This window comes from Micromonospora reichwaldensis, from assembly GCF_031845925.1.
In the GTDB taxonomy this organism is placed as follows: domain Bacteria; phylum Actinomycetota; class Actinomycetes; order Mycobacteriales; family Micromonosporaceae; genus Micromonospora; species Micromonospora reichwaldensis.
The window spans coordinates 255,556-280,460 of record NZ_JAVRFL010000004.1 but is presented as its reverse complement, the minus strand read 5'-3'; the positions used below and the strand labels follow the sequence as shown (position 1 = coordinate 280,460).

30 protein-coding genes and 1 pseudogene are annotated in these 24,905 nt (G+C 74.7%); 11 read left to right on the top strand and 20 right to left on the bottom strand.

What is annotated here, in order from left to right:
* Positions 1-168 precede the first annotated feature (168 nt).
* Positions 169-912, top strand: a complete 744-nt coding sequence (locus tag RM555_RS05150) for a class I SAM-dependent methyltransferase (protein ID WP_311410679.1) — start codon at positions 169-171, stop codon at positions 910-912.
* A gap of 65 nt (positions 913-977) precedes the next feature.
* Here RM555_RS05150 and sepX read toward each other — a convergent pair whose 3' ends face one another.
* The 5 genes from sepX to RM555_RS05125 all read right to left on the bottom strand — a co-directional run bounded on the left by sepX (position 978) and on the right by RM555_RS05125 (position 7,312).
* The gene (gene sepX, locus RM555_RS05145) at positions 978-1,769 is read right to left on the bottom strand and encodes a divisome protein SepX/GlpR (RefSeq protein ID WP_311410678.1); all 792 of its coding nucleotides are present in this window, start codon (positions 1,767-1,769) and stop codon (positions 978-980) included.
* 178 nt (positions 1,770-1,947) lie between these two features.
* Positions 1,948-2,598, bottom strand: coding sequence for a GNAT family N-acetyltransferase (locus RM555_RS05140; RefSeq protein WP_311410677.1), 651 nt, complete (start codon positions 2,596-2,598; stop codon positions 1,948-1,950).
* Positions 2,599-2,762: 164 nt separating this feature from the next.
* Complete coding sequence (locus RM555_RS05135) at positions 2,763-4,076, bottom strand: molybdopterin molybdotransferase MoeA (protein ID WP_121396714.1); 1,314 nt, start codon at positions 4,074-4,076, stop codon at positions 2,763-2,765.
* Positions 4,073-5,035, bottom strand: a complete 963-nt coding sequence (locus RM555_RS05130) for a UTP--glucose-1-phosphate uridylyltransferase (RefSeq protein ID WP_311410676.1) — start codon at positions 5,033-5,035, stop codon at positions 4,073-4,075. The genes RM555_RS05135 and RM555_RS05130 overlap by 4 nt, the downstream gene beginning before the upstream one ends.
* Before the next feature lie 9 nt (positions 5,036-5,044).
* The gene (locus RM555_RS05125) at positions 5,045-7,312 is read right to left on the bottom strand and encodes a diguanylate cyclase (RefSeq protein ID WP_311410675.1); all 2,268 of its coding nucleotides are present in this window, start codon (positions 7,310-7,312) and stop codon (positions 5,045-5,047) included.
* Positions 7,313-7,397: 85 nt separating this feature from the next.
* Here RM555_RS05125 and RM555_RS05120 point away from each other — a divergent pair, with 85 nt between their 5' ends.
* Complete coding sequence (locus tag RM555_RS05120; RefSeq protein ID WP_311410674.1) at positions 7,398-8,066, top strand: 5-formyltetrahydrofolate cyclo-ligase; 669 nt, start codon at positions 7,398-7,400, stop codon at positions 8,064-8,066.
* Positions 8,063-8,221, top strand: a pseudogene (locus RM555_RS05115) (FmdB family zinc ribbon protein); the annotation flags it as partial. The gene RM555_RS05120 and the pseudogene RM555_RS05115, both read left to right, overlap by 4 nt.
* Before the next feature lie 62 nt (positions 8,222-8,283).
* On the opposite strand, the gene RM555_RS05110 reads toward RM555_RS05115, so the two are convergent.
* Positions 8,284-8,529 (bottom strand): hypothetical protein, encoded by a 246-nt coding sequence (locus tag RM555_RS05110; protein WP_311410702.1) that lies wholly within the window; start codon positions 8,527-8,529, stop codon positions 8,284-8,286.
* Between the two features lie 46 nt (positions 8,530-8,575).
* Positions 8,576-8,770: a hypothetical protein gene (locus RM555_RS05105; RefSeq protein WP_311410673.1), complete on the bottom strand. Its 195-nt coding sequence runs from the start codon at positions 8,768-8,770 to the stop codon at positions 8,576-8,578.
* A gap of 95 nt (positions 8,771-8,865) precedes the next feature.
* Between RM555_RS05105 and RM555_RS05100 the strand changes: the two genes are divergently transcribed.
* The gene (locus RM555_RS05100; RefSeq protein WP_311410672.1) at positions 8,866-9,204 is read left to right on the top strand and encodes a hypothetical protein; all 339 of its coding nucleotides are present in this window, start codon (positions 8,866-8,868) and stop codon (positions 9,202-9,204) included.
* 45 nt (positions 9,205-9,249) lie between these two features.
* Here the strand turns inward: RM555_RS05100 and RM555_RS05095 are convergent, their stop codons facing one another.
* The gene (locus RM555_RS05095; RefSeq protein ID WP_311410671.1) at positions 9,250-9,732 is read right to left on the bottom strand and encodes a DUF2231 domain-containing protein; all 483 of its coding nucleotides are present in this window, start codon (positions 9,730-9,732) and stop codon (positions 9,250-9,252) included.
* 224 nt (positions 9,733-9,956) lie between these two features.
* Between RM555_RS05095 and RM555_RS05090 the strand changes: the two genes are divergently transcribed.
* Positions 9,957-10,385 (top strand): Fur family transcriptional regulator, encoded by a 429-nt coding sequence (locus tag RM555_RS05090; RefSeq protein ID WP_311410670.1) that lies wholly within the window; start codon positions 9,957-9,959, stop codon positions 10,383-10,385.
* A gap of 54 nt (positions 10,386-10,439) precedes the next feature.
* Positions 10,440-11,297 (top strand): oxygenase MpaB family protein, encoded by an 858-nt coding sequence (locus RM555_RS05085; RefSeq protein ID WP_311410669.1) that lies wholly within the window; start codon positions 10,440-10,442, stop codon positions 11,295-11,297.
* An 89-nt stretch (positions 11,298-11,386) separates the two neighbouring features.
* Here RM555_RS05085 and RM555_RS05080 read toward each other — a convergent pair whose 3' ends face one another.
* From RM555_RS05080 to RM555_RS05030, 11 genes are all read right to left on the bottom strand, one after another.
* The gene (locus RM555_RS05080) at positions 11,387-12,253 is read right to left on the bottom strand and encodes a RecB family exonuclease (protein ID WP_396888692.1); all 867 of its coding nucleotides are present in this window, start codon (positions 12,251-12,253) and stop codon (positions 11,387-11,389) included.
* A gap of 138 nt (positions 12,254-12,391) precedes the next feature.
* The gene (locus tag RM555_RS05075; RefSeq protein ID WP_151456757.1) at positions 12,392-13,006 is read right to left on the bottom strand and encodes a MarC family protein; all 615 of its coding nucleotides are present in this window, start codon (positions 13,004-13,006) and stop codon (positions 12,392-12,394) included.
* Between the two features lie 40 nt (positions 13,007-13,046).
* Complete coding sequence (locus RM555_RS05070) at positions 13,047-13,913, bottom strand: PHP domain-containing protein (RefSeq protein ID WP_311410667.1); 867 nt, start codon at positions 13,911-13,913, stop codon at positions 13,047-13,049.
* Between the two features lie 48 nt (positions 13,914-13,961).
* Complete coding sequence (locus RM555_RS05065) at positions 13,962-15,179, bottom strand: hypothetical protein (RefSeq protein ID WP_311410666.1); 1,218 nt, start codon at positions 15,177-15,179, stop codon at positions 13,962-13,964.
* A 56-nt stretch (positions 15,180-15,235) separates the two neighbouring features.
* Positions 15,236-16,315, bottom strand: coding sequence for a SigE family RNA polymerase sigma factor (locus RM555_RS05060; protein ID WP_311410665.1), 1,080 nt, complete (start codon positions 16,313-16,315; stop codon positions 15,236-15,238).
* A 102-nt stretch (positions 16,316-16,417) separates the two neighbouring features.
* On the bottom strand, positions 16,418-17,293 hold the full coding sequence (locus tag RM555_RS05055; RefSeq protein ID WP_132231592.1) for a PH domain-containing protein: 876 nt from the start codon (positions 17,291-17,293) through the stop codon (positions 16,418-16,420).
* Between the two features lie 6 nt (positions 17,294-17,299).
* On the bottom strand, positions 17,300-17,458 hold the full coding sequence (locus RM555_RS05050) for a hypothetical protein (RefSeq protein ID WP_007455302.1): 159 nt from the start codon (positions 17,456-17,458) through the stop codon (positions 17,300-17,302).
* A gap of 134 nt (positions 17,459-17,592) precedes the next feature.
* Positions 17,593-18,294: a DUF6758 family protein gene (locus RM555_RS05045; protein ID WP_311410664.1), complete on the bottom strand. Its 702-nt coding sequence runs from the start codon at positions 18,292-18,294 to the stop codon at positions 17,593-17,595.
* 196 nt (positions 18,295-18,490) lie between these two features.
* Entirely contained in the window at positions 18,491-19,114 is a 624-nt protein-coding gene (locus RM555_RS05040; protein WP_311410700.1) for a TrmH family RNA methyltransferase, read from the bottom strand.
* A gap of 146 nt (positions 19,115-19,260) precedes the next feature.
* On the bottom strand, positions 19,261-19,788 hold the full coding sequence (locus RM555_RS05035; protein ID WP_192581417.1) for a hypothetical protein: 528 nt from the start codon (positions 19,786-19,788) through the stop codon (positions 19,261-19,263).
* A 62-nt stretch (positions 19,789-19,850) separates the two neighbouring features.
* Complete coding sequence (locus RM555_RS05030; protein WP_132231598.1) at positions 19,851-20,366, bottom strand: MaoC family dehydratase; 516 nt, start codon at positions 20,364-20,366, stop codon at positions 19,851-19,853.
* Positions 20,367-20,914: 548 nt separating this feature from the next.
* Here RM555_RS05030 and trxA point away from each other — a divergent pair.
* The 3 genes from trxA to RM555_RS05015 all read left to right on the top strand — a co-directional run bounded on the left by trxA (position 20,915) and on the right by RM555_RS05015 (position 22,841).
* Complete coding sequence (gene trxA / locus RM555_RS05025) at positions 20,915-21,277, top strand: thioredoxin (protein WP_151454943.1); 363 nt, start codon at positions 20,915-20,917, stop codon at positions 21,275-21,277.
* Between the two features lie 218 nt (positions 21,278-21,495).
* Positions 21,496-21,936: a hypothetical protein gene (locus tag RM555_RS05020; RefSeq protein ID WP_311410663.1), complete on the top strand. Its 441-nt coding sequence runs from the start codon at positions 21,496-21,498 to the stop codon at positions 21,934-21,936.
* Positions 21,933-22,841 carry an HTTM domain-containing protein gene (locus RM555_RS05015; protein WP_311410662.1) on the top strand — a complete coding sequence of 303 codons (909 nt, stop codon included), beginning with the start codon at positions 21,933-21,935 and terminating at the stop codon, positions 22,839-22,841. The genes RM555_RS05020 and RM555_RS05015 overlap by 4 nt, the downstream gene beginning before the upstream one ends.
* On the opposite strand, the gene RM555_RS05010 is transcribed toward RM555_RS05015, so the two are convergent.
* Complete coding sequence (locus tag RM555_RS05010) at positions 22,805-23,224, bottom strand: thiol-disulfide oxidoreductase DCC family protein (protein ID WP_311410661.1); 420 nt, start codon at positions 23,222-23,224, stop codon at positions 22,805-22,807. The two genes, RM555_RS05015 and RM555_RS05010, sit on opposite strands and share 37 nt — an antisense overlap.
* 102 nt (positions 23,225-23,326) lie before the next feature.
* Between RM555_RS05010 and RM555_RS05005 the strand changes: the two genes are divergently transcribed.
* Together RM555_RS05005 and RM555_RS05000 are read left to right on the top strand one after the other, a co-directional pair.
* Complete coding sequence (locus RM555_RS05005) at positions 23,327-24,376, top strand: Rv2578c family radical SAM protein (protein ID WP_311410660.1); 1,050 nt, start codon at positions 23,327-23,329, stop codon at positions 24,374-24,376.
* A gap of 73 nt (positions 24,377-24,449) precedes the next feature.
* Positions 24,450-24,857, top strand: coding sequence for a CoA-binding protein (locus RM555_RS05000; RefSeq protein ID WP_311410659.1), 408 nt, complete (start codon positions 24,450-24,452; stop codon positions 24,855-24,857).
* Positions 24,858-24,905: the final 48 nt, after the last annotated feature.

The following is a 24,905-nucleotide window of genomic DNA, read 5'->3' as shown; positions in this document are numbered from 1 at the left end:
CGCCGCGAATCCACCCCCCGCGCGCCGAGATCTTGGCACGAAACGGCCCCTCCGGGGGCCGCCAGCCACCAAGATCTCGAAGGAGGGTCCCGGGGCAGGCGGCGGAGGGGAGCCGATCGGCGCGAAAGTCGGTGGACATCGCGGGTTGCGGTGGGAAGCGTGGGGCGTATGCGACAGGAAGACGTCTGGAACGACGACACCGCCCGCCGCTACGACACCCCCGGCACCGGCATGTTCGCCCCTGAGGTGCTGGGGCCGACCGTGGACCGCCTGGCCGAGCTGGCCGACGGCGGGGCGGCGCTCGAATTCGCTGTCGGCACCGGCCGGGTGGCCGTCCCGCTCGCCGCGCGCGGGGTGCCGGTCAGCGGCATCGAGCTGTCCCGCCCGATGGTGGAGCGGCTGCGGACGAAGGTGGACGAGGCGACCGTTCCGGTGGTGATCGGTGACATGGCGACCGCCACCGCCCCGGGCGAGTTCTCGCTGGTCTACCTCGTCTACAACACGATCTCGAACCTGCTCTCCCAGTCCGAGCAGGTGGCCTGCTTCCGCAACGCCGCCCGCCACCTCTCCCCGGGCGGCCGGTTCGTGATCGAGTTGTGGGTGCCGGAGCTGCGCAAGCTCCCACCGGGCCAGGAGGCGACGGTCTGGTCGTCCGAGCCGGGATACATCGGCCTGGACACCTACGACGTGCTGCGCCAGCAGGTCGTGTCGCACCACTTCCGGTTCGACGAGAGCACGCACGCCCGGCTGTTCCGGTCGCCGCACCGCTACATCTGGCCGGCGGAGCTGGACCTCATGGGTCAGCTGGCCGGGTTCGAGCTGGAGAGCCGGCACGCGGACTGGTCCGGCGCCGAGTTCACCGCCGACTCGCGGTCGCACGTGTCCGTCTACCGCCTGCCGGCCCCGAACTGACGCGCGGCGGGCCGGACCGACCGCCGGCCACGACCGGCGCATCAGGCGAGAGCGAGACGTGGCCGTCAGGCCGAGTGGGAGCCCCGGCCGGACTGGTAGGGGCGACCGCGCAGGCCACCCGAGCGGCGGTAGGAGACCGAGCCGCCGTTGGCCGCCGCCGGCAGGTCCGCCGGGCGGTCCAGGCCCATCGCGGCACGGCGTACCACCTCACGCTGGGCCGCCAGGCGGCGCTGCGCCTCGCGGCGGGCCGCCGCCCGGCGGGCCTGTTCCCGCCGCACCTCGGCCTGCCGGGCGGCCAGCCACGCCGCCTCGCGGGCCTGCGCCCGCCGCCGCCGGCGATCCGCCAGCGCCAGCCGCCGCAGGTGTACGACGTACGCGACCAGCAGCGCGGCGGTGACCCCGAAACTGATCCAGAAGCCGGGGCTGACCACGATCACGCCGATGAGCTCGACGAAGTTCAGCAGCAGTAGCGCGGCGAGCACCCGGCGGCGGCGGTAGACGGCGGGGGTGTGCTGTCGGCGGGGCGGCGGCCGGCGGCGGCCCTTGCGGGGGGCCGGCGGCACGGCGCGCAGCCGTTTCGACCGGCGCGTGGCAGGGGGCGCGGAGACCGGCGCGGAGAGCCCACCCGTGTTCGCGTCTTCGCTGAGGGTGATGACGAGGCTGCGGGGCGGGTGCACCGGACGGTGCCCCGGCACAGTGCGGCGCCGCCGGCGGCGCTGGAGCACCCGCGCCGTCGACTGCGCCCGCTCCGCCACCAGCCGCTCGGTGGCGTCGTACCGGCGAACCAGCGCCGGGGCGAGGGCGAGCAGGCCGGCAGCGGCGAGGACGGCGAGGAGCACCGAGGTCGGCACCCTCACCCCTCCCGTCACCGAATTCGGAGCAACCGCCGCCCGGCCGCAGGATCTTCCACCGATGGTGGTCGGGTGCGCGGATCGTACGGGTGGAGCAGCGCTTGCCACAGCTTGCAGTTACTTGAGGTTACGGGCCGTGGACGCGGATGCTGACACGCCGCGCCGATCCCGTGCGTGGGACGGCTCACCCCGTGGTGGCGCGCAGCCGGTGCCAGCGGGCCAGCAGCCCACCCTCGGCGGCGACCTCCTCGCTGGTCATCGCGTATCCGATATGGTCCCGCCACGCACCGTCGATGTGCATGTAGCGCACGTGGTACGACTCCTCGCGGAAGCCCAGCTTCTCCACCACCCGCCGGGACGGCCGGTTCTCGGGGCGGATGTTCACCTCGACCCGGTGCAGCCCGCCCACCCCGAACGCGTGGTCGACCGCGAGCGCCATCGCGGTGGGGATGACGCCGCGACCGGCCACCCGGGAGTCCACCCAGTAGCCCACGTACGCCGAGCAGAACGCCCGCCGCACGATGCTGCCCACGTTGAGGTGGCCGACCAGCCGATCCCGGCCGTCTTCGCGCAGGCAGACGGCGAACGGCATCCCCTCGCCGGTGCGCGCCGACCGGCGCTGGTCGCGGTACACCCAACGGAACGCGGCCGGCGAGTTCAGCTCGTGCCAGCTCCCCGGTACGGACGACTCCCACGGCGCGAGCCACTCCCGGTTGGCGCGGCGCACCTCGGACCAGGCGGCGGCGTCCGAACGCCGGTAGGGCCGCAGCAGCACCGGCCCGTCGGCCAGCACCGCCGGCCACCCCGGCGCCCGCCCGACCCCGAACAGACTCACGGAACAGACCTTCCGTTCGCGACTGCGGGGCTCGCAAGCTCACTCCTCGCGCTCACCGAGCTGACCTTCCGTTCGCGACTGCGGGGCTCGCAAGCTCACTCCTCGCGCTCACCGAGCTGACCTTCCGTTCGCGACTGCGGGGCTCGCAAGCTCACTCCTCGCGCTCACCGACGCCGGTCCAGCAGGAGGACATCCACCGTGGACCCGGCCGCCGCGGTGGTCACCCGCTCGCCGAGCACCATCAGCCCGTTCGCCTCGGCCAGCCCCGAGAGGGTGTACGGGCCACCGTTGAGCGGCTGCACCGTGTAGCCGCCGCCGCGCCGCTCGGCGACGTGCGCGGGGCGGAACTCGCGCAGCCCCACCGGGGACGAGATCGTCTCCAGCAGGTGCGCGCGGACGCTGGGCCGGAACACCGGTTCCGCCCCGGCCAGCAGGTTGATCGCCGGGCGGGCCAGCACCTCGAAGCCGATCAGGGCGGAGCCCGTGTCGCCGGGCAGGCAGACCACCGGCACCTCCTCGGCGCCGACCGTGCCGAAACCGAGCGAGGTGCCGGGGTAGAGCGCGACCTCGGTGAAGGTGACCGGGCCGGCCCGGCTGCCCTCCCGCCGGGAGAGGATCCGCCGCACCATGTCGCCCGGCCCGGTGCCGGTCCCGCCGGTGGTGATGATCAGGTCGGCGCGCAGCGTCTGGTCCTCCAGCAACCCGCGCAGCCCTTCCGGATCGTCGTCGCAGATGCCCACCCGGTACGCCAGGGCGCCCACCTCGGCCGCGGCGGCGGTCAGCGCGTGCGAGTTGGCGTCGACCGTCTGGCCGGGCTGGCTGCCCCGGCCCACGTCGACCAGCTCGTCGCCGGTGGCCACGATCACCACGCGGGGGCTGGGCCGGACCACGACGTGCCCGATGCCGGTGGCGGCGAAGACCGCCACCAGCGCCGGCGACACGTAGGTGCCGGCCCGGGCCAGCAGGGTGCCGGCGGGCAGCTCCTCGCCGGCCCGGCGCACCCCGTACCCCCGTTTGGGCACCCGGAAGATCTCCACGGCGGCCATGCCCTGGTCGGTCCACTCCACCGGGACGACCACGTCCGCGGCGAGCGGCAGCGGCGCCCCGGCGGCGACGGAGAAGCAGGCGCCCGGGGTGAGCCGGACCGGCCGCCAGCTCGCCGCGCCGAGGTCGCCGACGACGTTGAGCCGGACGTTGCGCCCGCCCGGCCCGCCGGACTGGGTCGGGACGTAGCCCACGCCCCGACCGCCTCCGGAGATGTCCTCCCAGCGGGCCGCGTACCCGTCCACGGCCGACTGGTCGAAGGCCGGGAAGGAGTGCGGCGCGACGACGTCCTCGGCGAGGACGTTGCCGTGCGCCTGGGTGAGGTCGAGGTCGAGCGGAGGCAGCGCGCGTAACCTGCGCAGCACGCTGCCCAGGTAGTCGGCGAGCGGCGTCAACTCGTTCGCGGCCGCCTCGGCGTCGGCCGACGCTGTCATGTACCAGTCACGCCCGACGCGTCGGAGTTGACGAACTCGGCCAGCCACTTGCGGAACTCGGCACCGAGGTCTTCGCGCTCGGCGGCGATCTGCACCACGGTCTGGAGGTAGCCCAGCGGCATGCCGGTGTCGTAGCGGGTGCCCCGGTAGACGATCGCGTGCACCGGGGTGCCCTCGCTGCGCAGCAGCTCCATGGCATCGGTCAGCTGGATCTCCCCGCCGCTGCCCGGCTCCGTGCGCCGGATCGCGTCGAAGACGCTGGCCGGCAGCACGTAGCGGCCCAGCACCGCGAGGTTGCTGGGCGCGTCCTCCGGCTTGGGCTTCTCCACCATGCCGGTGACCCGGACGACCTCGCCGATGTCGGTCAGCTCCGCCTCGGCCGGCTCGACCGAGGCGATGCCGTAGCGCTTCGTCTCGGCCGGATCGACCTCGAAGAAGGCCAGCACCACGCCGCCGGTGCGCGCCTGGAGCTCCAGCATGGCCGGCAGCAGCGGCTCGGCCGGCTTGACGAACTCGTCGCCCAGCAGCACCGCGAAGGGCTGGTCGCCGACGTGCGACTCGGCGTAGCCGACGGCGTGGCCGAGGCCGAGCTGCTCGGGCTGCCGGCAGGTGTAGATCTCGGCCAGCTCGCTGGGGCCGCGCACGGCGGCCAGCCGCTCGGCGTCGCCCTTCGCCTCCAGCCGCGCCTCCAGGTCGGGGCGGCGGTCGAAGTGGTCCACCATCGACGTCTTGCCCCGCCCGGTGATCAGCAGGACGTCGCCGATGCCGGCCTGGGTGGCCTCCTCGACGATGTACTGCAGCACCGGCCGGTCGACCACCGGGAGCAGCTCCTTGGGCACCGCCTTCGTGGCCGGCAGGAACCGGGTGGCCAGACCGGCGGCCGGGACGACGGCCTTTACCGCGCGGGAGCGACCGGTTGCGGCGGTCGCCGATGAGGGGTTCGCTGAGTGCTCCGACATGTCGCGAGACTATCGGCCACGGCTCTGTCGTGGAGGGTGAGGACCGGAAGACGCGCCGCCGCAGGGACCCGGCCGCACCGGGTCGGGCGCGGCCGGCGCGCTCCCCGGGGTGGCGTCGGCCGGATCGGCCGCTTCGGGGCGGGCCCGCACCGGCTGGCGGGGAGCGCCGGCGCGCGGCAGACCGTCCTCGGGGGTGGCCGCCGCGGCCGGGACGGGGATCTCCCGCGCCGTCGGTCCCGCCCGCTCCTCGGCGATGCGCCAGGTGTCCCGGCCGGCCGCCTTGGCGGCGTAGAGGGCGTCGTCGGCGGCGTCCAGCACCTGCTGGCCGGTGCTGCCGTGGTCGGGGTGCACGGCGATGCCGACGGAGACGGTGACGCCGATGGCCACGGCCGCCCCGCCGTGCCCGTCGGCGGCGATCGGGGCGTCCCGGATCGCCGCGCCGAGCCGCTCCGCGACGATCGCCGCGCCCCGGGCGTCGGTCTCCGGCAGCAGCAGCACGAACTCCTCGCCGCCCTGCCGGAAGGCGAGGTCGACCTCGCGGATCTCGCCGCGCACCCGGCGGGCGAACTCGGTCAGCACGGCGTCCCCGGCCGCGTGCCCGTACGTGTCGTTGACGTCCTTGAACCGGTCCAGGTCGAGGGCCAGGACGCTGAGCATCCGGCCGAACCGGCTCGCCCGCTCGACCTCCCGGCGGATCGACTCCTTCAGGTAGCGGTAGTTCCACAGCCCGGTGAGCGGGTCGGTCAGCGAGAGCCGCTGCGCCTCCTCGTGCACCCGGACGTTGTCCACCGCCACCGCGGCGTGGCCGGCGAAGGTGCGCAGGGTCACGAGGTCGTCGTCGTCGAACTCGTCCGCGCCGAGCCGGTCGTAGAGGGCCAGCACGCCGAGCGCCCCGGCCGGGGCGGCGGGCTCCGCCCCGGGGCGCGGGGCGGGCCCGTCGCGGGCGGTGCCGTCGGGCGGGCCCGTCGTGCCGGGGGCCGCGAACGGCACCGCGATGTACGTCCGGCAGTGCGGCTCCCCCGGCGGCGCGACGGAGGGCGCCACCCGCCCCCGGCGCGGCTCCCCAGTCGCCGCGACGGCGCCCACCACACCGCTGCCCAGCGGCACCCGCAACGGTCCCGAGGGTTCGTCCGCCGGGTCGGGCTCGTCCAGCCCTTCGGTGCACTGCGCGACGAGCACCCCGCCGTCGTCGACGAGCAGCACCGCCCCGGCCCGGGCGCCGGTCGCCGCGATCGCGCTGTGCAGGATCACCCGCAGGATGCGTTGCAGGTCGTGCGTGCTGGCCAGGGTGTCCCCCAGCACCGCGAGGTGCCCGCGCAGCTGGTCGCGGCTGCTGGTCAGTGCCGCCACGTAGGTGCCCGTCTCGCGGGTCATCCGGTTGAACGCGCCGGCCAGCCGGCCGATCTCGTCCCGGCTGCGCACCGGCACCCGGGCGGTCAGGTCGCCACGCGCCACCCGGTCCACCGCGCCCGCCAGCTCGACCAGCGGGCGGGTCGTGACCCGGGCCAGCCGCCAGGCGGCCACCACGGCCAGCAGGGTGGCCACCAGCACCGCCGAGCCCAGCGCGACGTACAGGCCGCGTGGTTGTTCGCTGGGGACCGAGAGCACCAGCGGCAGGGGCTGCCCGGCGGACGGGCTGACCAGGCGGACGTACCGGCCGTCGGGGATCTCGGCGACCCGCTCGCCGTGCAGCGTGCCGGCGGCGGCGAGCACGGCGTCGCGTACGCCGGTCGCCTCGGTGCTGTGGGCGAGCCGGACGGGCGCCACGGCGTCGTCGAGCAGGGTGACCGCCACCCCCGTCACGGCCGCGAGGCGCGCCACGAAGGCCGGGTCGACCGGCTGCGCGGCGGTGACCGTGCCCAGCGGCCCGCCGGCCTGGTCGCGCAGCTCGGCCCGGGCCGCCAGCGCCCGCACCGGCCCGGCGGCCGGCGGGTCGGCGCAGCCCCGCCAGGGCTCCGCGGGGCCGCCGGGGCTGGCGTAGGTGACCCGGCCGGTGACGTCGGCGACCCGCACAGCGGCGGCCAGGCCACGGCGGACCACCTGGCTCGCGGCGGCCGGCCGGTCGCCGGCCAGGGCGACCGCGTCGGCGGCGGCCCGCAACTGCTGGCAGAGGGCGGCGACGGAGGTGCGCACGGTCGCGGCGGCCACCGCCAGGCGCTCGGTGGAGCGGCTCGAGTCGACCGCCGCCACGGTCGCCCCGACGAACATCACCCCGAGCACCACCGGGCCGAGCGCCACCGCCAGGAAGGCTGTGGTCAACCGCCCGCGTAGCGTCACTCGGTCCCCCCGGAAGTTCCGCCGCCGTTGCTTGCGATGCTGACACAGAGCCACCAGGCGACAAACGTTGCGTCAGGAGTGTTGCGTGCCCGATTTTTCTGATGGAGCGCAAGAGGCGAAGCGGGATGTGCGTTCCGCCGTGCTCGCCCGCCGCCGGGCGCTGAGCGCGCCGCGGCGGGCCGACGCCGCCGGGCGCGTGCAGGCCGTGCTGGTGGCTCTCGTACGCCGGCTGCGCCCGCTGCGGATGACGGCGTACGTGCCGGTCGGCTCCGAGCCGGGCGGGCCCGACCTGCCGGCGGTGCTGCACGCGGCGCTGCCGCCGGGCGGGGAGCTGCTGCTGCCGGTGCTCCGCGACGACCTCGACCTGGACTGGGCGGCCTGGAGCGGGCCGCCCGGGCTGGTGGCCGCCGGGCGGGGCATGCGCGAGCCGGCCGGGCCACGGCTGGGCCGGGCGGCGGTCGCCGGGGCGCAACTGGTGGTGCTGCCCGCGCTGGCGGTGGACCGCCGGGGGCTGCGGCTGGGCCGGGGCGGCGGCTCGTACGACCGGGCGCTGGCCCGGGTGCCGGCGACCGCCCTGACCGTGGTCCCGCTGCACGACGGCGAGCTGGTGGAGGCGCTTCCCGCCGAGCCGCACGACCGCCCGGTACGCGCGGTCGTCACGCCCGCCGACGGCCTGCGTACGCTGGACGCCGCCCCGGGGGGCGTGGCGGGTGTCGCGCCCCACACTTCCGCTGGACGAATCCGGGGGCGATGACGCACCATTGGCACTCGAATCCGTCGAGTGCCAGAACGGCCGTGCCAGATCCGGAGGAGAACGTGCCCACGTACCAGTACGCCTGCACCGCGTGCGGCCACCAGCTCGAGGCGGTGCAGTCGTTCTCCGACGCACCGCTGACCGAGTGCCCGGCGTGTGAGGGACGGCTGCGGAAGGTCTTCAACTCCGTCGGCATCGTGTTCAAGGGATCGGGCTTCTACCGCACGGACTCGCGCTCGTCCGGCTCGGACAGCGCGAAGAGCGGCGCCGCCGCCAAGCCGGCGAAGTCCGACTCGTCCTCCGGCGGTGACTCCGGCTCGTCCGGCGGTTCCTCGTCGTCGGGCTCGTCCGCCGGTTCCTCGTCCTCGTCGTCGGGGTCGTCCCCGTCGTCGGGCTCGGGCGGCTCCACCGGCGGCGGGGGCAAGTCCCCGGCCGCCAGCAGCGCCAGCCTCTCCTGACCCACGCCGCTCCGGCCCGGGGGCCGGCCCGCCCGGGCGGCGGTGGACCGCTCAGTCCCAGTGCGGGGGGCGCTCCGCGAGCAGCCAGTCGTCGTTGCCGCCCGAGCGCTCGCCCCAGCCCCGGTCGGTGTCGTCGGCGGTCTGCTCGGGCAGCACCACGAAGTCGTCGCTGAGGTCGACGGCGCGGTCGTCGTCGCCGCGTACCGCTGGCGTGCCCGGATCCTCGGTGATGCTCACGAGCGGCAAGACTAGCGCAGCCACCACCGGCGGGAGCGCCGACGAACGCCCGGCCGCCGCGTCCGGCCGGCCGCCGGGCCGGGGCGTTGGTAGCGTCGGACGGCGTGACGACCCCCACCTCCGGCGGCGCCCCGGACGACTACTGGCGGCGGCCCGACGCCTCGCCCGAACGGCCCACGGGTGCGCCGCCGGGGCCGGCCACGCCACCGCCGGCGCGTGGGAGCGGCTACGCGGGCCCGCCCGCGACCACCCCGCCACCGGCCGGGTGGCGCCCGCCGGTGCACCTACGACCGCCACCGCCCCGGCGACTGCCGGCGCAGGACATGGCGGAACTCGACGCGGCGGAGCAGCGGGCGCAACGACTCACGTACGGCGTGGGCACGGTGGCCGCCGTGGTGCTGGTGCTCCTCGTCTGCGTGCTCTGCACCCGGCTCGTGTTCTGACCTCGGGCCGGTCGCGGCCCGCGCCGCCCGTCGGCCCGCCGGAGGTCAGAGGGTGTTGCCCCAGACCGCCTCGGCCCCGGAGTGCCCGGTCAGGTAGACGTAGACGAGGCTGACGACGCCGAACGCCACCACCGCGACCGACAGCACCGGGGTCACCCAGGACGGCAGCTTCGGCACCCGCCGGTGCCCGCTCGTCACGAACAGCAGCAGCAGCGACGCCACGGCCAGCGGCAGCACCCAGCGGAACAGGATGTCGCCGTAGCGGGAGTGCGTGAAGATCTGCTCCACGATCGGGCCCTGCATGCCCCGGGCGAGGAACGCGTCGGTCAGCTCCTCCCCCGACTCGACCGCGACGAAGGCCGACACGGGCGCCACCACGGCGAGGATCGCCACCGCCCAGTCCAGCCGCGCCCGGAACCGGGGCAACGCCACGTACGCGGCGGAGAGCAGGGCCAGCAGCGGCACGAGCACGACGACCGCGTGCACCACCAGCACGTGGGCCGGCAGACCCAGGATCTCCTTGAACATCCACACCTCCGGCGTACGCGGTCGCGGGGCCAGCGTACGGTGCGCCGGTCGGCCCGCCCAGTCAATCTCGATCGGGAACACGCGCCCGGAGCCGGTCCGGTTCACCGTTCCCGGCGGGGAGCCCGCCGACGCGGCGGCCGGCTCGGGGCGACCGGGTTGTGGCCGGCGCCACCCTGCGCCGGAGGCCGGTTGTCGGTCCCCGACCCGCGTGCTGTCATTGGCACATGCCCGGTGGCGAGGAACTGCTCCGGTCGAGGGGCCTGCGGGTCACCCGGCCGCGTCTCGCCGTGCTCGACGTGCTGGCCGCCGGCGGCCACCTCGAGGTCGACGAGATCACCCGCCAGGTGCGCCAGCGCATCGACTCGGTCTCCACCCAGGCGGTCTACGACGTGCTGGGCGCGCTGTCGCGCGCCGGGCTGTCCCGCCGCATCGAGCCGGCCGGCAGCCCCGCCCGCTACGAGGCCCGTGCCGGGGACAACCACCACCACGTCGTCTGCCGGGGCTGCGGCGAGATCGCCGACATCGACTGCGCGGTCGGCAGCGCGCCCTGCCTGGACCCGGACATCGCCCACGGGTTCGAGGTCGACGAGGCGGAAGTGACGTTCTGGGGCCTCTGCCCCACCTGCCAGGCCCGCCGCTCCGCCGACGACTGACGGCCGACCGCCCTCCACGCGGCGCGCGGCGGCACCGCGTGGCACCCTTGGTCGGTGGACTCCGATGACCTCGGCCTCTTCGGTCCGGGTTCGGTCACGTGGAAGGTGCACGAGGAGCCGATCCTGATCGTCGCCGGCCTGCGTTCGCTCTACCTCCAGTCGTTGCATCCCCGGGCCATGGCCGGGGTCGCCCAGAACAGCAACTACCGCTCCGACGCCTGGGGCCGCCTGGTGCGTACCGCCACCTACGTGGGCACCACCATCTACGGCACCACCGCCGAGGCGGAGGCCGCCGGGCTCCGGGTACGCCGCCGGCACGCCCGCCTGCGGGCCACCGACCTGTTCACCGGGGAGGAGTTCCGGGTCGACGATCCCGAGCTGCTGCGCTGGGTGCACGTCACCGAGGTCGAATCGTTCCTCGACACGGCCCGCCGGGCCGGGCTGCCGCTGACCGCCGACGAGATCGACGGCTACTACACCGAGCAGCGGCGCTCCGCCGCCCTGGTCGGCCTGGACCCGGCGACGGTGCCGGGCACCGCCGCCGAGGTGGCCGACTACTACCGGCGGATCCGTCCGGAGCTGCGGATGACCCGCGAGGCGGCCGAGACGGCACTCTTCCTCACCGCGCCGCCGATCCCGTGGAAGCTCAGCCTGCCCGCCCGGATCGGGCTCAACCTCGGGCCGCCCCGATGGGCGTACTTCGGCATCGCCGGCACGGCGCTCGCGCTGCTGCCGGCCTGGGCCCGGCGGATGTACGGCGGGCTGGGCCTGCCCACGACCGCGCTCTCCGCCGACCTGAGCGTCCGGGCGCTGCGGCTGACCCTCGCTACGCTGCCCCGGCGATGGCGGGAGGGACCGTTGCAGCAGGCCGCCAAGGAACGCGCCGCCCGGCTCGCCGGCACGCCGGCCTGACCCACGGCCGGACCGGCTGCCCGGTGGGCGCCCTGTGCGACCCGGGCCGGCACGTCTCGCCGGCAGGGTGACCGTGCCTGCGGGGGTGGTCAGTCCTTGCCGGGCACCGGGTCGGTCGCCGGCGCGACCACCGGGTCGGCGGCGCGCTCGACGGCCGCCCACGGCTCCTTGCCCGGCGCCTGCGCCCCCACGGGGCAGGTGCGCCGGTAGTCGCACCAGCCGCAGCGCGGGCCCGGCGTGGTCGGGAACGCCTCGTCGGGGTCCTGCCCGTCGGCGACCGCCCGCTCGGCGGCCATGATGTCGCGGGCGGTCTCCTCCGCCCGGGTGAGCTGCCGGGCCAGCGACTCCACGGTGTGCTCGTGCGCGGCCACCGTGCCGGTCGGCAGGTGGTGCAGCTCCACCCGGCGGCATGGCCGGCGGAACACCCGCTCGGCGGCGTACGCGTAGAGCGCCAGCGCCTGCGAGCCGCGCGCGTCGTCGGCGTCCAGCCCCGTGCGGCCCGTCTTGTAGTCGACGATCACCAGCTCCGGACCGTCGGGCCCGGGGCGGGAGTCGATCCGGTCGGCCCGGCCGTTGAAGGCGAGCACCGCGGTCTTGACCGCCACCACCCGCTCCACGCCGAGCGGGTCGGCCCCGGGCTCCAGGGTCTCGACGTAGGACTCCAGCCAGCCCAGGGCCCGCCGGTAGGCGGCCCGCTCCTGCTCGTCGTCGCGGTAGCCCTCGCGCACCCAGGTGCCCTTGAGCAACGCGGCGAGCGCCTCCGGCCGACGCCGCTCGGGGCTCAGCGCGTACCAGTTCTTCAGGGCGGTGTGCACGCTCGCGCCAAGGGAGTTGTGCGCCCACGGGGGGCCCTTCTGCGGGGCCGGACGGTCGACGTAGGAGTAGCGGTAGCGCCGGGGGCAGTCGGCATAGGCGCCGAGCTTGCTCGGGGTGCAGACGAAGAGCCGCTCCGGCATGCCCTCGAAGCCGAGCTGCTCGGGCTGGTCGCCGCGCGGCCGGGGCGCGCGGCCGCCGCTGGTGGAGGACCGTCCGGCTGAAGAGGCTCGTCGCACACCGCGATCCTGCCATCCACCCCCGACAGAACCGGCCGCCGGTCAGGTCATGTTGGCGTACTGGGTCACGAACGCCGCCACCGCGTCCGCGATGAGCTGCACCGCGATCGCGGCCAGCAGCAGGCCGGCGATCCGGGTCAGCACCTCGATCCCGCCGGGTCGCAGGATCTTGACGATCCCGCCGGAGAACCGCAGCACGATCCAGACGGTGACCATCACGGCCACGATCGCGGCGGCGATGGCCGTGACGTCCGCCCCGCCGTCGGCCTGCTGGACGAAGAGCATGGTGGCCACGATGGCGCCGGGACCGGCCAGCAGCGGCGTACCCAGCGGCACCAGGGCGATGTTCGAGGTGGCCTGCTGGCTCGGGTCGTCGGCCTTGCCGGTGAGCAGCTCCAGCGCCACCAGGATGAGCAGCAGCCCGCCGGCCGCCTGCAACGCCGGCAGGTCCACGTGCAGGTAGTCGAGCAGCGTCTGCCCCGCCACCGCGAAGATCACGATCACGCCCAGCGCCAGGGCGACGGCCTGCCAGGCGGCGCGGTTACGGTCCCGCGCGGTCAGCGGACCGGTCAACGCCAGGAAGATGGGCATCATGCCCGGCGGGTCGACGATCACCAGCAGGGTCACGAAGACCTCGCCGAACAGCTTGGCATCCACGTGATCAACGTAGCCGCGCCGCCGGAGGCGGAAACGCGGATCAGCCGGAAGCGACCTCGGTCACTCCGCCCGCCTGGGCGACGATCCGCTCGTACGCCCCGGGGTCGGTGGTGAACGCGCCGAGCCGGACGGTCTTGTGGGTGCCGTGGAAGTCCGACGAGCCGGTCACCAGCAGGCCCAGCTCGCCGGCCAGGGCCCGCACGTGCGCCCGCTCGGCCGGGGAGTGGTCCTCGTGGTCGACCTCCAGCCCCGCCAGCCCGATCGCGGCCAGGTCGGCGATCAGCTCGTCGGGCGCGATCCGCCCCCGCCGGGTGGCCCGGGGATGGGCGAAGACCGGCACACCGCCCGCCGCGCGCACGAGCCGGACCGCGCGGAAGACGTCGATGTCCTCCTTGGGCAGCCGGTAGCGCTCGCCCAGCCAGTCCGGCCCGAACGCCTCCGTCGTCGTGGCCACCAGGCCGGCCCGGATCAGCGCCTGCGCGATGTGCGGCCGGCCCACGGTCCCGCCGCCCGCGCCGGTCAGGATCTCCGGCCAGCTCACGTCGATCCCGTCGGCCCGCAGCAGCGCCACGATCCGCTCGCCCCGCTCCTCGCGGGCGGCCCGCACCCGGGCCAGTTCCGCGACGAGTTCCGGGGCGTCCGGATCGAAGAGGTACGCCAGCAGGTGCAGCGGCAGCGCGGGCTCCTCGCCGTACCACCGGCAGGAGAGCTCCGCGCCCCGGACCAGGCTGAGCCCGGCCGGCAGCGCCGCCAGGGCCGGCGCCCAGCCGGCCGTGGTGTCGTGGTCGGTGATCGCCACGACGTCCAGCCCCGACTCCGCCGCCGCCCGCACCAGCTCGGCCGGGCTGAGCGTGCCGTCGCTGGCGGTGGAGTGGGTGTGCAGGTCGATCCGCGGTGCCGCGCTCATCGGCCCGACGCTACCGGTCGGCGGCCCGCCCCGGGCGTGCGGGCGCGGTCAGGGACGGTGGTCGCCGCCCACCGGCACCGCGCGTTCTCCGGCGGCCAGGCCGGTGACGGGCACGGACACGGCCACCTCGCCGTCGAGCACGCGGCTCACCTCGACGCGCACCAGGGCGCCGTCCGCAGCGGGGTAGTGGGCCGTCCCCTGCGGCGTCCACGCCACCGGCCCGGCCACGGGCGGACCGGCCGGGCGGGTCGCCGGTGCGGCGGCGAGCTGGTCCAGGTCGACCAGCAGCGCGCGGTCCTGCCGGCCCGCCTTCCCGTTGACCAGGAGCCACCGCCCGTCGGCGGACACCCCGCCGGCTCCGTCGCCGGTCAGCGTCGGCCCGCATCCGGTCCGTACCGGTGCGAGGTCCCGGGCCGGGTCGAGCAGGGCGACACAGGGCCGGCGGGGGGTGCCGGCGGACACCAGCGCGACCGCCAGCCCGTCGGGGCGGGTGCCGTAGACGTGCAGGGCGGCGTCGCCCGCGCCGCGCGGCGGACCCGCTGCCGGGCGCCACAGGGCGTGACCGGGCCGGTCGGGGGCGAGGCGGACCAGGACCGTGTCCCCGGCGAAGGCGACCGGCACCGCGTCGGGCGACGCCGGGGTGCGGGCGGCGGCGACGACCTGGGTGCCGACGATGCCCGCGACGACCAGGTCCGTCCCCTCCCGCCAGGCGACCTGCCGCCCGTCGGGGCTGAGGACGATGTCCCGCGCCCCGGCCAGGAGCAGGTGTGCCGTGCCGTTCGACAGCACGATCCACAGCGACCGACCGGCCGCCGTCGGCGCGCCCACCACCGCCCAGCCGGCCCGGTCGGGGAGCCGCTGGGCACGCTCGGCGGCCGTGCCCACGTCGGGCAGGGCGAGCCGCTGCCCGCCGGCGGTGACCAGCACGTCGTTGAGGATGAGATCCACCTCGCCCCGCCCCAGGTCGGCCCGGGGGGCGGCCGACGGCTGCGGGGTCGGGTCCGGCAGCGGCGACGCGTACGGGTCACCGAGCACCACGGTCGGATGGGTGGGTCGCCCGGGCTGCTGCCCGAGCTGGGCCATTCCGGCGCTGACCGTCACCGTGGCCACCGCAGCGAGGGCGATCCCGGTCAACGTCCGCCGGCGCCGGGACCGGTCGGCCCGCCGGATCGCCAGTCCCGCCGGATCGGCGACGAGCGGGCGCGCGACGGACACCCGATGGGCGAACGTCTCCCGGAGCGCCTGCGCCAGCTCGTCCTCGGTCACGGCGAATGGACGCGTCGGGCCTTCGGTCCGGTTGTCACCACGACCGACGGGACGGCTCACCGGTGCTCTCCGGAGCCGGCCGGTACGACCGGGAGGGCGGCCTGCCGGCCGCGCTGCTCGTCACGGGCGGTACGCGACGCCGTCCCGGCCCCGGCCCGCGCCCCCGAGGCGACGGGCACCGGATCGCCCGCCGGCTCCTCGGTCAACTCGGCGGCCGACGTGGCACGCCCGGCGTCCGGCGCCGGAGCAACGGCGGCCGTCTGCGCCGGAAGTCCGGTCGCGGCGCCGCCCGGGGCGGCGGTGACGCCTCCCGGCCGGCCCGGGGCGGTGACGCCTGCCGACCGGCCGGGGGCGGCGGTGGTGCCGTCCGGCCTGCCCGCCGTGGCCGGCGCGACGAGCGGCGACGGGGCGTTCGTCGCCGCGACCACGGCCGCCGCGTCCTCGCCCACCACCATCGTCGGCGCCCCGTAGGCCGTCGACGGGCGGACCGACGCGCCACCGCGGACCGGAGCGGGACGGTCGGTGCCGCCCTGAGCGGGAGCGGGACGGTCGGCGCCGTTGCGGGCGGGGGTGGGGCGGTCGGTGCCGTCGGCCCGGGGCAGGCCCGGGGTCGGGTCGGCCCCGGCCGGCAGGTCGAGGACGGCCTCGGCCCCCATCCGGCGACGCAGGGTGCCCAGGGCGCGCGACGTCTGGCTCTTGACCGTGCCCGGCGAGATGCCGAGCAGCGCGGCGGTCTGCGCCTCGGACATGTCCTCGTAGAAGCGCAGCACGAGCACCGCCCGCTGCCGGCTGGGCAACGCGCTCAGGTGGCGCCAGAGCAGGTCCCGGTCGAGCTGCTGCTCGATCTCGTCGATCCCGGCCCGCTCCGGCAGCACGTCGGTGGGGCGTTCACCGTGCCAGCGCCGCCGCCACCAGCTGGTCGAAGTATTGATCATGACGCGGCGCGCGTACGGCTCGATCGCCTCGATCCCGCCGAGCCGCTTCCAGGCCAGGTACGTCTTGGTCAACGCGGTCTGCAACAGGTCCTCGGCGGTGGCCCAGTCCCCGCTGAGCAGGTAGGCGGTGCGCAGCAGGGCGCCGGAGCGGGCCGCGACGAAGTCGCGGAACTCCTCCTCCAGGGGATCCCTGCTCACCATCGGCCACCTCCGCGCCCCGTTGTCCTGGCAGGTTGCCATGCCCGGGGTGGTCGGGTCGACGGCGAACGGTGCGCAGTTCCTCCGATGTTCGGACGAAAAGTTTCACGCCCCGTCGTCGGCCTTGGCCTCGTCGGCCTCCTTGCCCAGCCGCGCCTCGACCGCCTGCGGCTCGTACATCTCCTCGACGACTCGCAGGTAGAGCTCGTTCGGGTTGGGCAGGTTCTTGATCTCACGCAGCGCCTGCTCCTGACCGGCGGACTCCAGCACGAAGGTGCCGTAGTTGAGCGCCCTGCCGGTCGGGCTCTGCTCGTACTTCATGTCGGTGACCCGGACCAGCGGCATCATCGCGACCCGCCGGGTGATGATGCCGTTGACCACCATCACCCGCTTGTTCGTCAGGATGAAGCGGTCGTACCACCAGTCGGCCACCTTCCAGGCGACCCACCCCATCACGGCGAACCAGAGCAGCACCGCGATCGTGGTGAGCGCGCCCACGTCCTGCCCGGCGAGGAAGCCGGAGAGGTAGCCCAGCACGAAGGTCGCGGCGATGCCGACCAGCAGCGGGGTGGAGAGGTGGATCCAGTGCCGCTTCCACTCGCCCCGGTAGCGCTCGGTCGGGAAGAGGTAGCGCGCCACCAGCGAGCTGGGCTCGTCCTCCAACGGCAGCACCCGGCGGGGCGCCATGCCGGCGGCGTCGGCCCGCAGACCGGCCAGCTCGTCCTCGGAGATCTGCGGTGGCTGGTAGCCGGCCTCCGGGTCACGGACCCAGGCCCGACCGGACCGCCCCTCCCCGGCGTACGCCGGGCCGTCGCCGAAGCCGGCGTCGTCCGAGAGGGAGGGACCGTCGGAGAGACCCGGACCGGTGCCGTAGCCCGGCCCGTCGTCGGGGCCGATCCGGGGGATCGGCTCCGTGTCCCGCTCCCGGCGCTCCCGATCGGGATCGTCGGGATCGAAGGGTGGACCGGAGGGGTTTCCCATCGGCGGCTAGGCGACGAGGCTGGTGAAGAAGTCGCCGAACCCCTGGGCGATGTCCATGATCCCGCCGCCCAGTGACTTGAACACGTCCGCCGCAGAATTTGGCCGGTATGCGACGAAGAAGATCAAGAATGCGATTCCGGCCCAGGTGAGGACCTTCTTGACCATGGCGGGCCATCCTCTCGCGCGGCGCCGGGTCCCATTACCGCAGCGGCACCCAGAGTATCAGTGTGGTGTCGTACAGTGAATATCTGCGTCCGTTCTCCGACATTCCGGGATGCCTGTCAAGCCCTAGGGGCCCGTCAAGCCTTCCCGTGCAGATACGGAGACGGTGCGCCGTACACGAGCTCGGGCGGTGTCCACTCGGTCAGGTCGTGCAGCACGACTTCTTCCGCGAGGAGGTGACCCGCACTCGCCGGCCAGGCTATCGCATGGAGCCACAATCCCCGAGCCTCGCCGGCGTACGCGCTTCGATCCGTCGGCGAGTTCACGAGCCACAGTGGAGTCGGATGGCCGGCCACCTTGATCCTGGCCTGCCCGACATGCTCCGGATGCCCCGGCCCGGGATCGGTCAACGCCTGCGCGAGTTCCGGGCCCGGATCCGGGCCGGCCAGGCCCGCGAACCGGGTGCCCAGGCCGACGCCCGGCTCCTCGGCGACGAAGACCAGGTCCGCGGGGCCACCGCCGAGCGGCTCCGGCCCGGCGCAGGCGACCGCCGTGGCGCGCACCCCGGTGCGGTCGTCGCCGGCGTACGCCACACCGGTCATGGTCCAGCCCGTCGGCAGCGGCCACGGGCACCACAGTGGCGTCCTCGGCCGGGTCGGCGGATCGGCGGCGGCGGCGATCCGCTCCACCACGCTGGCCACGATCTCGGTCCCGATGTGCTCGGGCACGTGCAGCGGGGAAACCGGCCCGCAGTCCAGGCAGCGCGACTCGGTGTGCATCAGGTCCGGCGCCCGCACCGGTCCACCACATTTCGGGCAACTCACCGCGACACTCACCATCCCACCGTCACCCCCACACGCCGCCCCGTCAAGCGGAGCGCCGGTTTCGGTGCCGCCGACTCCTCCCGGGGGCGGGGCGGCTCAGGTCCCCCGACGAGCCCGAGGCCGGCGAGTGGCGGCGAGCGGCGGCAGATATCCGGGGGCGACGCCAGGCAGCCCGGGGAGCGACGCCAGGCAGCCCGGGGAGTGGCGGCGGTCAGCCCGGCGGCGGCCCGGCGTGCGTACGGATCCAGGCGTGCATGGCGATGCCGCTGGCCACGCCGGCGTTGATCGACCGGGTGGAGCCGTACTGTGCGATCGAGAAGAGCTGGTCGCAGGCGGCACGCGCCGGATCCGACAGGCCCGGGCCCTCCTGCCCGAACAGCAGGACGCAGCGCCGGGGCAGGGTGGTGGTCTCCAGCGGCCGGGAGCCGGGCAGGTTGTCGATGCCGACGACCGGCAGCTCCCGTCCGGCCGCCCACGCGACGAACTCCTCGATGGTCTCGTGGTGCCGGACGTGCTGGTAGCGGTCGGTCACCATGGCACCGCGCCGGTTCCACCGCCGGCGGCCGACGACGTGCACCTCGGCGGCGAGGAAGGCGTTGGCGTTGCGGACGACCGTGCCGATGTTGAAGTCGTGCTGCCAGTTCTCGATCGCGACGTGGAAGTCGTGCCGCCGCCGGTCCAGGTCGGCCACCACGGCCTCGCGCCGCCAGTAGCGGTACCGGTCGACGACGTTGCGCCGGTCGCCCTCGGCGAGCAGCTCGGGGTCGTACCGCGGGTCGTCCGGCGGGTCCCCGGGCCACGGTCCCACGCCGACGTCGAGCTGGTCTCCGGTCACGGTCACGGTCACGGTCACGCAGGGTACGGCCCACGGACCCCGCCCCGGGCCTCGACCCCGGCGCGGCAGTGGACCGGGCCGACGCGGACGGCACCGACCGGGCGGGCGCCGGGCCGGCCAGGGCGGGACGGAGCGACCGGAGCGGTTCAGCGCAGCCCCAACGCGCCGCCGAGCCGGTCGAGGAAGCGACGGTCGGCGGGGGCCGGCGGCAGCCCCGGGGCACCGGCCGTCGCCGCCCTGCACACCCGGGCCGCCACCGACTGCACCCACTGCCGGTACGCGGCCGAGTCGGCGGGATCGGCCCGCCGCCGCAGCACCCGGGTCGCGGCGCGGCAGGCGGCGAGCAGGTCCACCACGTCGGTGAGGCGCTCGACGGGATCGCCCGCCCCGTCGTGCCGGGCGTAGATGGCGGCGACCACCGCGCGTACGAGATCGCTGTCGAAGGCCCGGCCGGCCGCGACCGCGTCCAGGCCGGCGAGCCCGGCGGCGACTCCCGGGTGGGGCCGTCCGGGGCCGGGCGCGGCGGCGGCCACGATCACGCGGCCGGGCAGGCTGGTCAGCAGGTCCCACTCGGCGGCGGAGTAGACGGCGGTGGTCAGCGGTGCGGCACGGCGGCCGGCAGAGGACGGCTCTCCGGCGACGGAGTGGCTCATGGGGACCTCCGGCGCCAGCATATGCCCCGGATCGGAAAAAGGGCCCCTACCACCCGGAACCCGGATGAGAAGGGGCCCGTCGGTCAGCGCGGCTCGGGGAAGCTGGGCCGTTCCGGGTCGACGCCCTCGGGCACCGCCGCCGTCGCGTACTCCTTCTTCGGGACCATCACCCGGCGGCGGAAGACGCACACCATCGTGCCGTCCTGGTTGTAGCCCCGGGTCTCCACGGAGACCACGCCCCGGTCGGGCTTGGAGGACGACTCGCGCTTGTCCAGCACGGTGGTCTCGCCGTAGATCGTGTCGCCGTGGAAGGTGGGCGCCACGTGCCGCAGGGACTCCACCTCGAGGTTCGCGATGGCCTTGCCGCTGACGTCGGGCACCGACATGCCCAGCAGCAGGGAGTAGATGTAGTTGCCGACCACCACGTTGCGCTTGAACTGGCTCGCCGTCTCGGCGTAGTGCGCGTCCATGTGCAGCGGGTGGTGGTTCATGGTGAGCAGGCAGAAGAGGTGGTCGTCGTACTCGGTGACCGTCTTGCCGGGCCAGTGCCGGTAGACCGCGCCGACCTCGAACTCCTCGTAGTAGCGGCCGAACTGCATCCTTGTCCCCTTCGACGGGCGGCGATGGAGTTCGGCACAGCATGCCTTATGGAGTGTTAAGGCGAGGCGCGGGGCGCGTGGCGTGCGGAAATGTCACACCGCCACAACCGGGGGGAGACGCAATGAGCGGCGGGGCCCTCCCCGGCACCCGCCGCCCACGCTCTGATGCGGAAGATTCTGCCGTACGGGAAGGCGAACCGAACAGAGACGGAGGTCACATTTACCTTTTCGTAACACTACTGTGCGTGTTCGCCCGACCGAACCTCGGCGATCTCCGCACGCCGGATTGCCGCTTGTCAACCGCCTGATTGCTCATTCGTTCCGGTCAATCGTGTCGATCTCCCTGGAAACGCTCCCATCACGACCGGTCACGCAAATGCGTCGTGCACTTGCGCAACGCAACGGCGAGCAGGAACCATCGTCATCGATGTGAACGTGACCTCCGCAACGCCGTGACGAGCACGTTTCGGCGGAGGCGGGCCGGGAATTCCACGAGGTACGCCCTGGTTCCACCAGACGTAGCTATTCCGCGCCGATCGGAGACTTTCATGGCAACCGTAGAGCTGACCACGGCAAACTTCGACGAGGTGACCGGCAGCGACGGCATCGTGCTGGTCGACTTCTGGGCCGACTGGTGCGGCCCGTGCAAGCGGTTCGCCCCGGTCTACGAGCGCTCCTCCGACAAGCACTCCGAGATCGTGTTCGGCAAGGTCGACACCGAGGCGCAGCAGGAGCTGGCCGCCAAGTTCGACGTCCGCTCGATCCCGACCATCATGGCGATCCGCGACGGCGTCATCGTCTTCGCCCAGCCCGGCGCCCTCCCCGAGTCCGCCCTGGAGAACCTGATCGAGCAGGTCCAGGCCCTCGACATGGACGACGTCCGCGAGAAGCTGGCCGGACACAGCCACTGAGGCGCAGCGCTCCACGACGGCCGGGCCCCGACGGGCCCGGCCGTCGTCGTCCACCCGCCGGGTGACGGGCAACGGCCGGCACCCGCATCTCCGCCCTGCGCCCGTGGACACGTCTCCGCCCTGCGCCCGGAACACGGCACCCCTGGCCCGCCGGCCAGCGGGAAGTGGCCGTCGGAGGGAGCCGAGGCGGGCGGTACATCCCGTATCGTCACGACCCGATGGAAACCTTGACCACCCGCGGTCGCGCCGCCCGGCTCGCCGCCACCGCCCTCGGCCTGGCCGTCCTGGCGGCCGGCACCGTCTGGGGCACCGACGACCACTTCCCGTTCGGCCCGTTCCGGATGTACTCCACGTCCAACCCGCCGAACTCCCCCGCGCCGGACACCCGCGTCGAGGGCGTGGACAGCAGCGGAGCGGTCGTCGACCTGGGCGAGCGGGCCACCGGCATCCGCCGGGCCGAGATCGAGGGCCAGCAGAGCCGCTACGCCGCCGACCCCGCGCGGCTCGCCGAGGTCGCCGACGCGTACGCCGAGCGCCACCCGGACGCGGCGGAGCTGGTCGAGGTCCGCATCGTCGTCCGCTGGCACGGCATCCGCGACGGGCGACCCACCGGCCGCTGGACCGACGAGACCGTGGTCGCCTGGCAGGCGGACCGATGAGCCGCTGGTTGACCGAAGCGGTGCCCCGCGGCCGGGTGGCCGCCTTCCGCACCCTGATCTACCTCTTCATCGCCGCCGACCTGGTCGTCTTCACGCCCTGGGTACGCACCCGGGTGGCGGTGCCCGGCGAGCTCTACCAGCCGCTGCTGGTCGGCCGGGTGCTGCCCCTGCCGACGCCGACCCAGACGCTGGTCACCGTCGTCTTCTGGGCCCTGCTGCTGCTCGCCCTGCTCGCCGCGACCGGCCGGGCACCACGCCTGCTCGGCTGGGCGGTCTTCGCGCTCTACTTCGAGTGGATGATCGTCGCGATGAGCTACGGCAAGGTCGACCACGACCGGTTCGGCCTGCTCGTCGCGCTGGCCGTGCTGCCCACCGCCGGCCGGGCCCGGCACGGCGACACCACCCGCACCGAGGCGGGCGGCTGGGCGCTACGGGTCACCCAGATCGCCGTCATCTGCACGTACTTCCTGGCCGCCTGGGCCAAGCTGCGTTTCGGCGGGCTGGACTGGCTGACCGGCTCGGTGCTGGCCCGGGCGATCCTGCGGCGCGGCACCGAGCTGGCCGACCTGATCGCCTCGGTGCCGTACCTGCTGATCGTCGCCCAGTTCGGCATCGTCGCGTTCGAGCTGCTCAGCCCGGTGGTGTTCCTGCTCAGGGGGCGCTGGCGGCTGGCCACGGTGGGCTTCTTCTACTCGTTCCACCTGGTCACCGTCGCGACCATCACGATCTCGTTCGCCCCGCACCTGGCCGCGATGACCAGCTTCCTGCCGCTGGAACGGGTCCGGCCGGTCGTCTGGACGCGCCGGCTGCTCGCCCGCCGGGGACGGGACACCGCAGCGCCCGCGGGCGCCGCGCCGGCACTCGCGGGTCAGGCGTCCGCGGCCGGGCGACCGGACGGTCCGTAGAGACGCTCCCGCGCCTCCTGCGGCAGCGCGCAGGCGGCCGTGCCGCCGGGGAGCCGGTGCCGGTTGCGGGCCACCCAGCGGTACGCGGGCCAGGCGGCAGCGCGTACCGGCGGAAAGGCGAGGCCGGCGCCCGCGACCCGCCAGAGCGGACCGCTGTCGCGGAGCAGCCTGGCGATGGCGTCCGGACCGGCCGCGCGGGAGCCGTCGGCGCCCACCCACTGCACCGCTTCCTCGCACTCGGCCTCGCTCAGGCCCAGCGCGTCGAGGTCGGCGAACTGCCACGGCACCACCCGCACGCCCGTCGGAATGCGCCGGTCGATGAACTCGGCGCACCGGGTGCAGAACGCGCAGTCCCCGTCGTAGACGAACGTCGACCTCTCCATGCCCTCCATCCTCCACCCGCCAGGCGCACACGGTGCCGCGAGGTGGGCGGGAACACGGCGGGTCGCTTGCGCTCCGCTCGTACGCGTGTTCGAATGAGGGCCATGCGCTGGGACAACCTCGCCGCTCCCCCAGACGAGGGAGTCCCCGACCGGGTAGCGCCGGCGACACCACCCCTGCCGCTGGCGCTGCCCGGAGCGGTCGCCCGCACCTTCGACACGCCGGGCTTCGCCGGCATGACGTTCTACGAGGTGCAGGCCAAGTCGATCATCAACAAGGTGCCGGGCACGTCCCGGGTCCCGTTCGAGTGGACGATCAACCCCTATCGCGGATGCAGTCATGCATGCAAATACTGCTTTGCGCGGAACACGCACACCTACCTCGACCTCGATGCCGGGGACGACTTCGACCGGAAGATCATCGTCAAGGTCAACGCCGGCGAGCTGGTCCGGCGGGAGCTGGCCGCGCCGCGCTGGCGGGGCGCGCACGTCGCGATGGGCACCAACGTCGACTGCTACCAGCGGGCCGAGGGGCGCTACCAGCTCATGCCGCAGATCATCGCGGCGCTGCGCGACTTCGCGAACCCGTTCTCGATCCTCACCAAGGGCACGCTGATCCTGCGTGACCTGCCGCTGCTGCGCCAGGCCGCCGAGGTCACCCGGGTCGGCGTGTCGTACTCGGTGGGCTTCGTCGACGAGCGGCTCTGGCGGGCGGTGGAACCGGGCACTCCCAGCCCGAGGCGGCGGCTCGACGCCGTACGGGCGCTGGCCGACGCCGGCTTCGACGTCGGCGTGCTGATGGCGCCGATCCTGCCCGGGCTCAGCGACGACGACGAGTCGATCGACGCGACCGTGGCGGCCATCGCCGCCGCCGGGGCGACCAGCGCGACGCCGCTGGCGCTGCACCTGCGCCCGGGTGCCCGGGAGTGGTACGCGCGGTGGCTGGGCCGCGAGTTCCCGCACCTGGTTCCCCGCTACCGCGAGCTCTACCGCTCCGGCGCGTACGCCCCGCAGTCCTACCAGCGGGAACTGACGGCGCGGGTGCGCATCGCGGCACGCCGGCACGGGCTGCCCCGGGGCGAGCGCGGCGATGACCACCGCCGCACCGGACCGGCGCCCGCGCCTCCGCCCGCCGAGCAGCTCACTCTCCTGTAGAGACCGCAGGAGCACGCCCGGCTGCGTCACGTGCTCGCGGGCGGCGGCTGAGCGACGGGGTTAGAGTCGGCGGGTGCGCTCCGCTCAGCAGATCCTCGCCGACTCCGCCGTGATCGCCGTCGTGGGCGCGTCCCGCGACCCGCGCAAGGCCGCGCACAGCGTGCCGTTGCAGATGCAGCGGTACGGGTGGCGGATCATCCCGGTCAACCCGACGGCCGACGAACTCTTCGGCGAGCGGGTCTACCGGTCGCTTGCCGACATCCCGCACCCGGTCGATCTTGTCGACGTGTTCCGGCCGGCGCATGACGCGGTCGACGTGGTACGCGAGGCGGTGGCGATCGGCGCTCCGGCGGTCTGGTTGCAGCTCGGCATCGTCTCGGCCGAGGCGCGGCGGATCGCCACGGAGGCGGGCGTCGACTACGTCGAGGACCGCTGCCTGATCGTCGAGCGCGCCGCCGCCGGCCTGACACGGCTGGGCTGACCGGGTTCGGGGAGTCCCGGCACGGCGGCCAGTCCCGCGCCGTGGCGG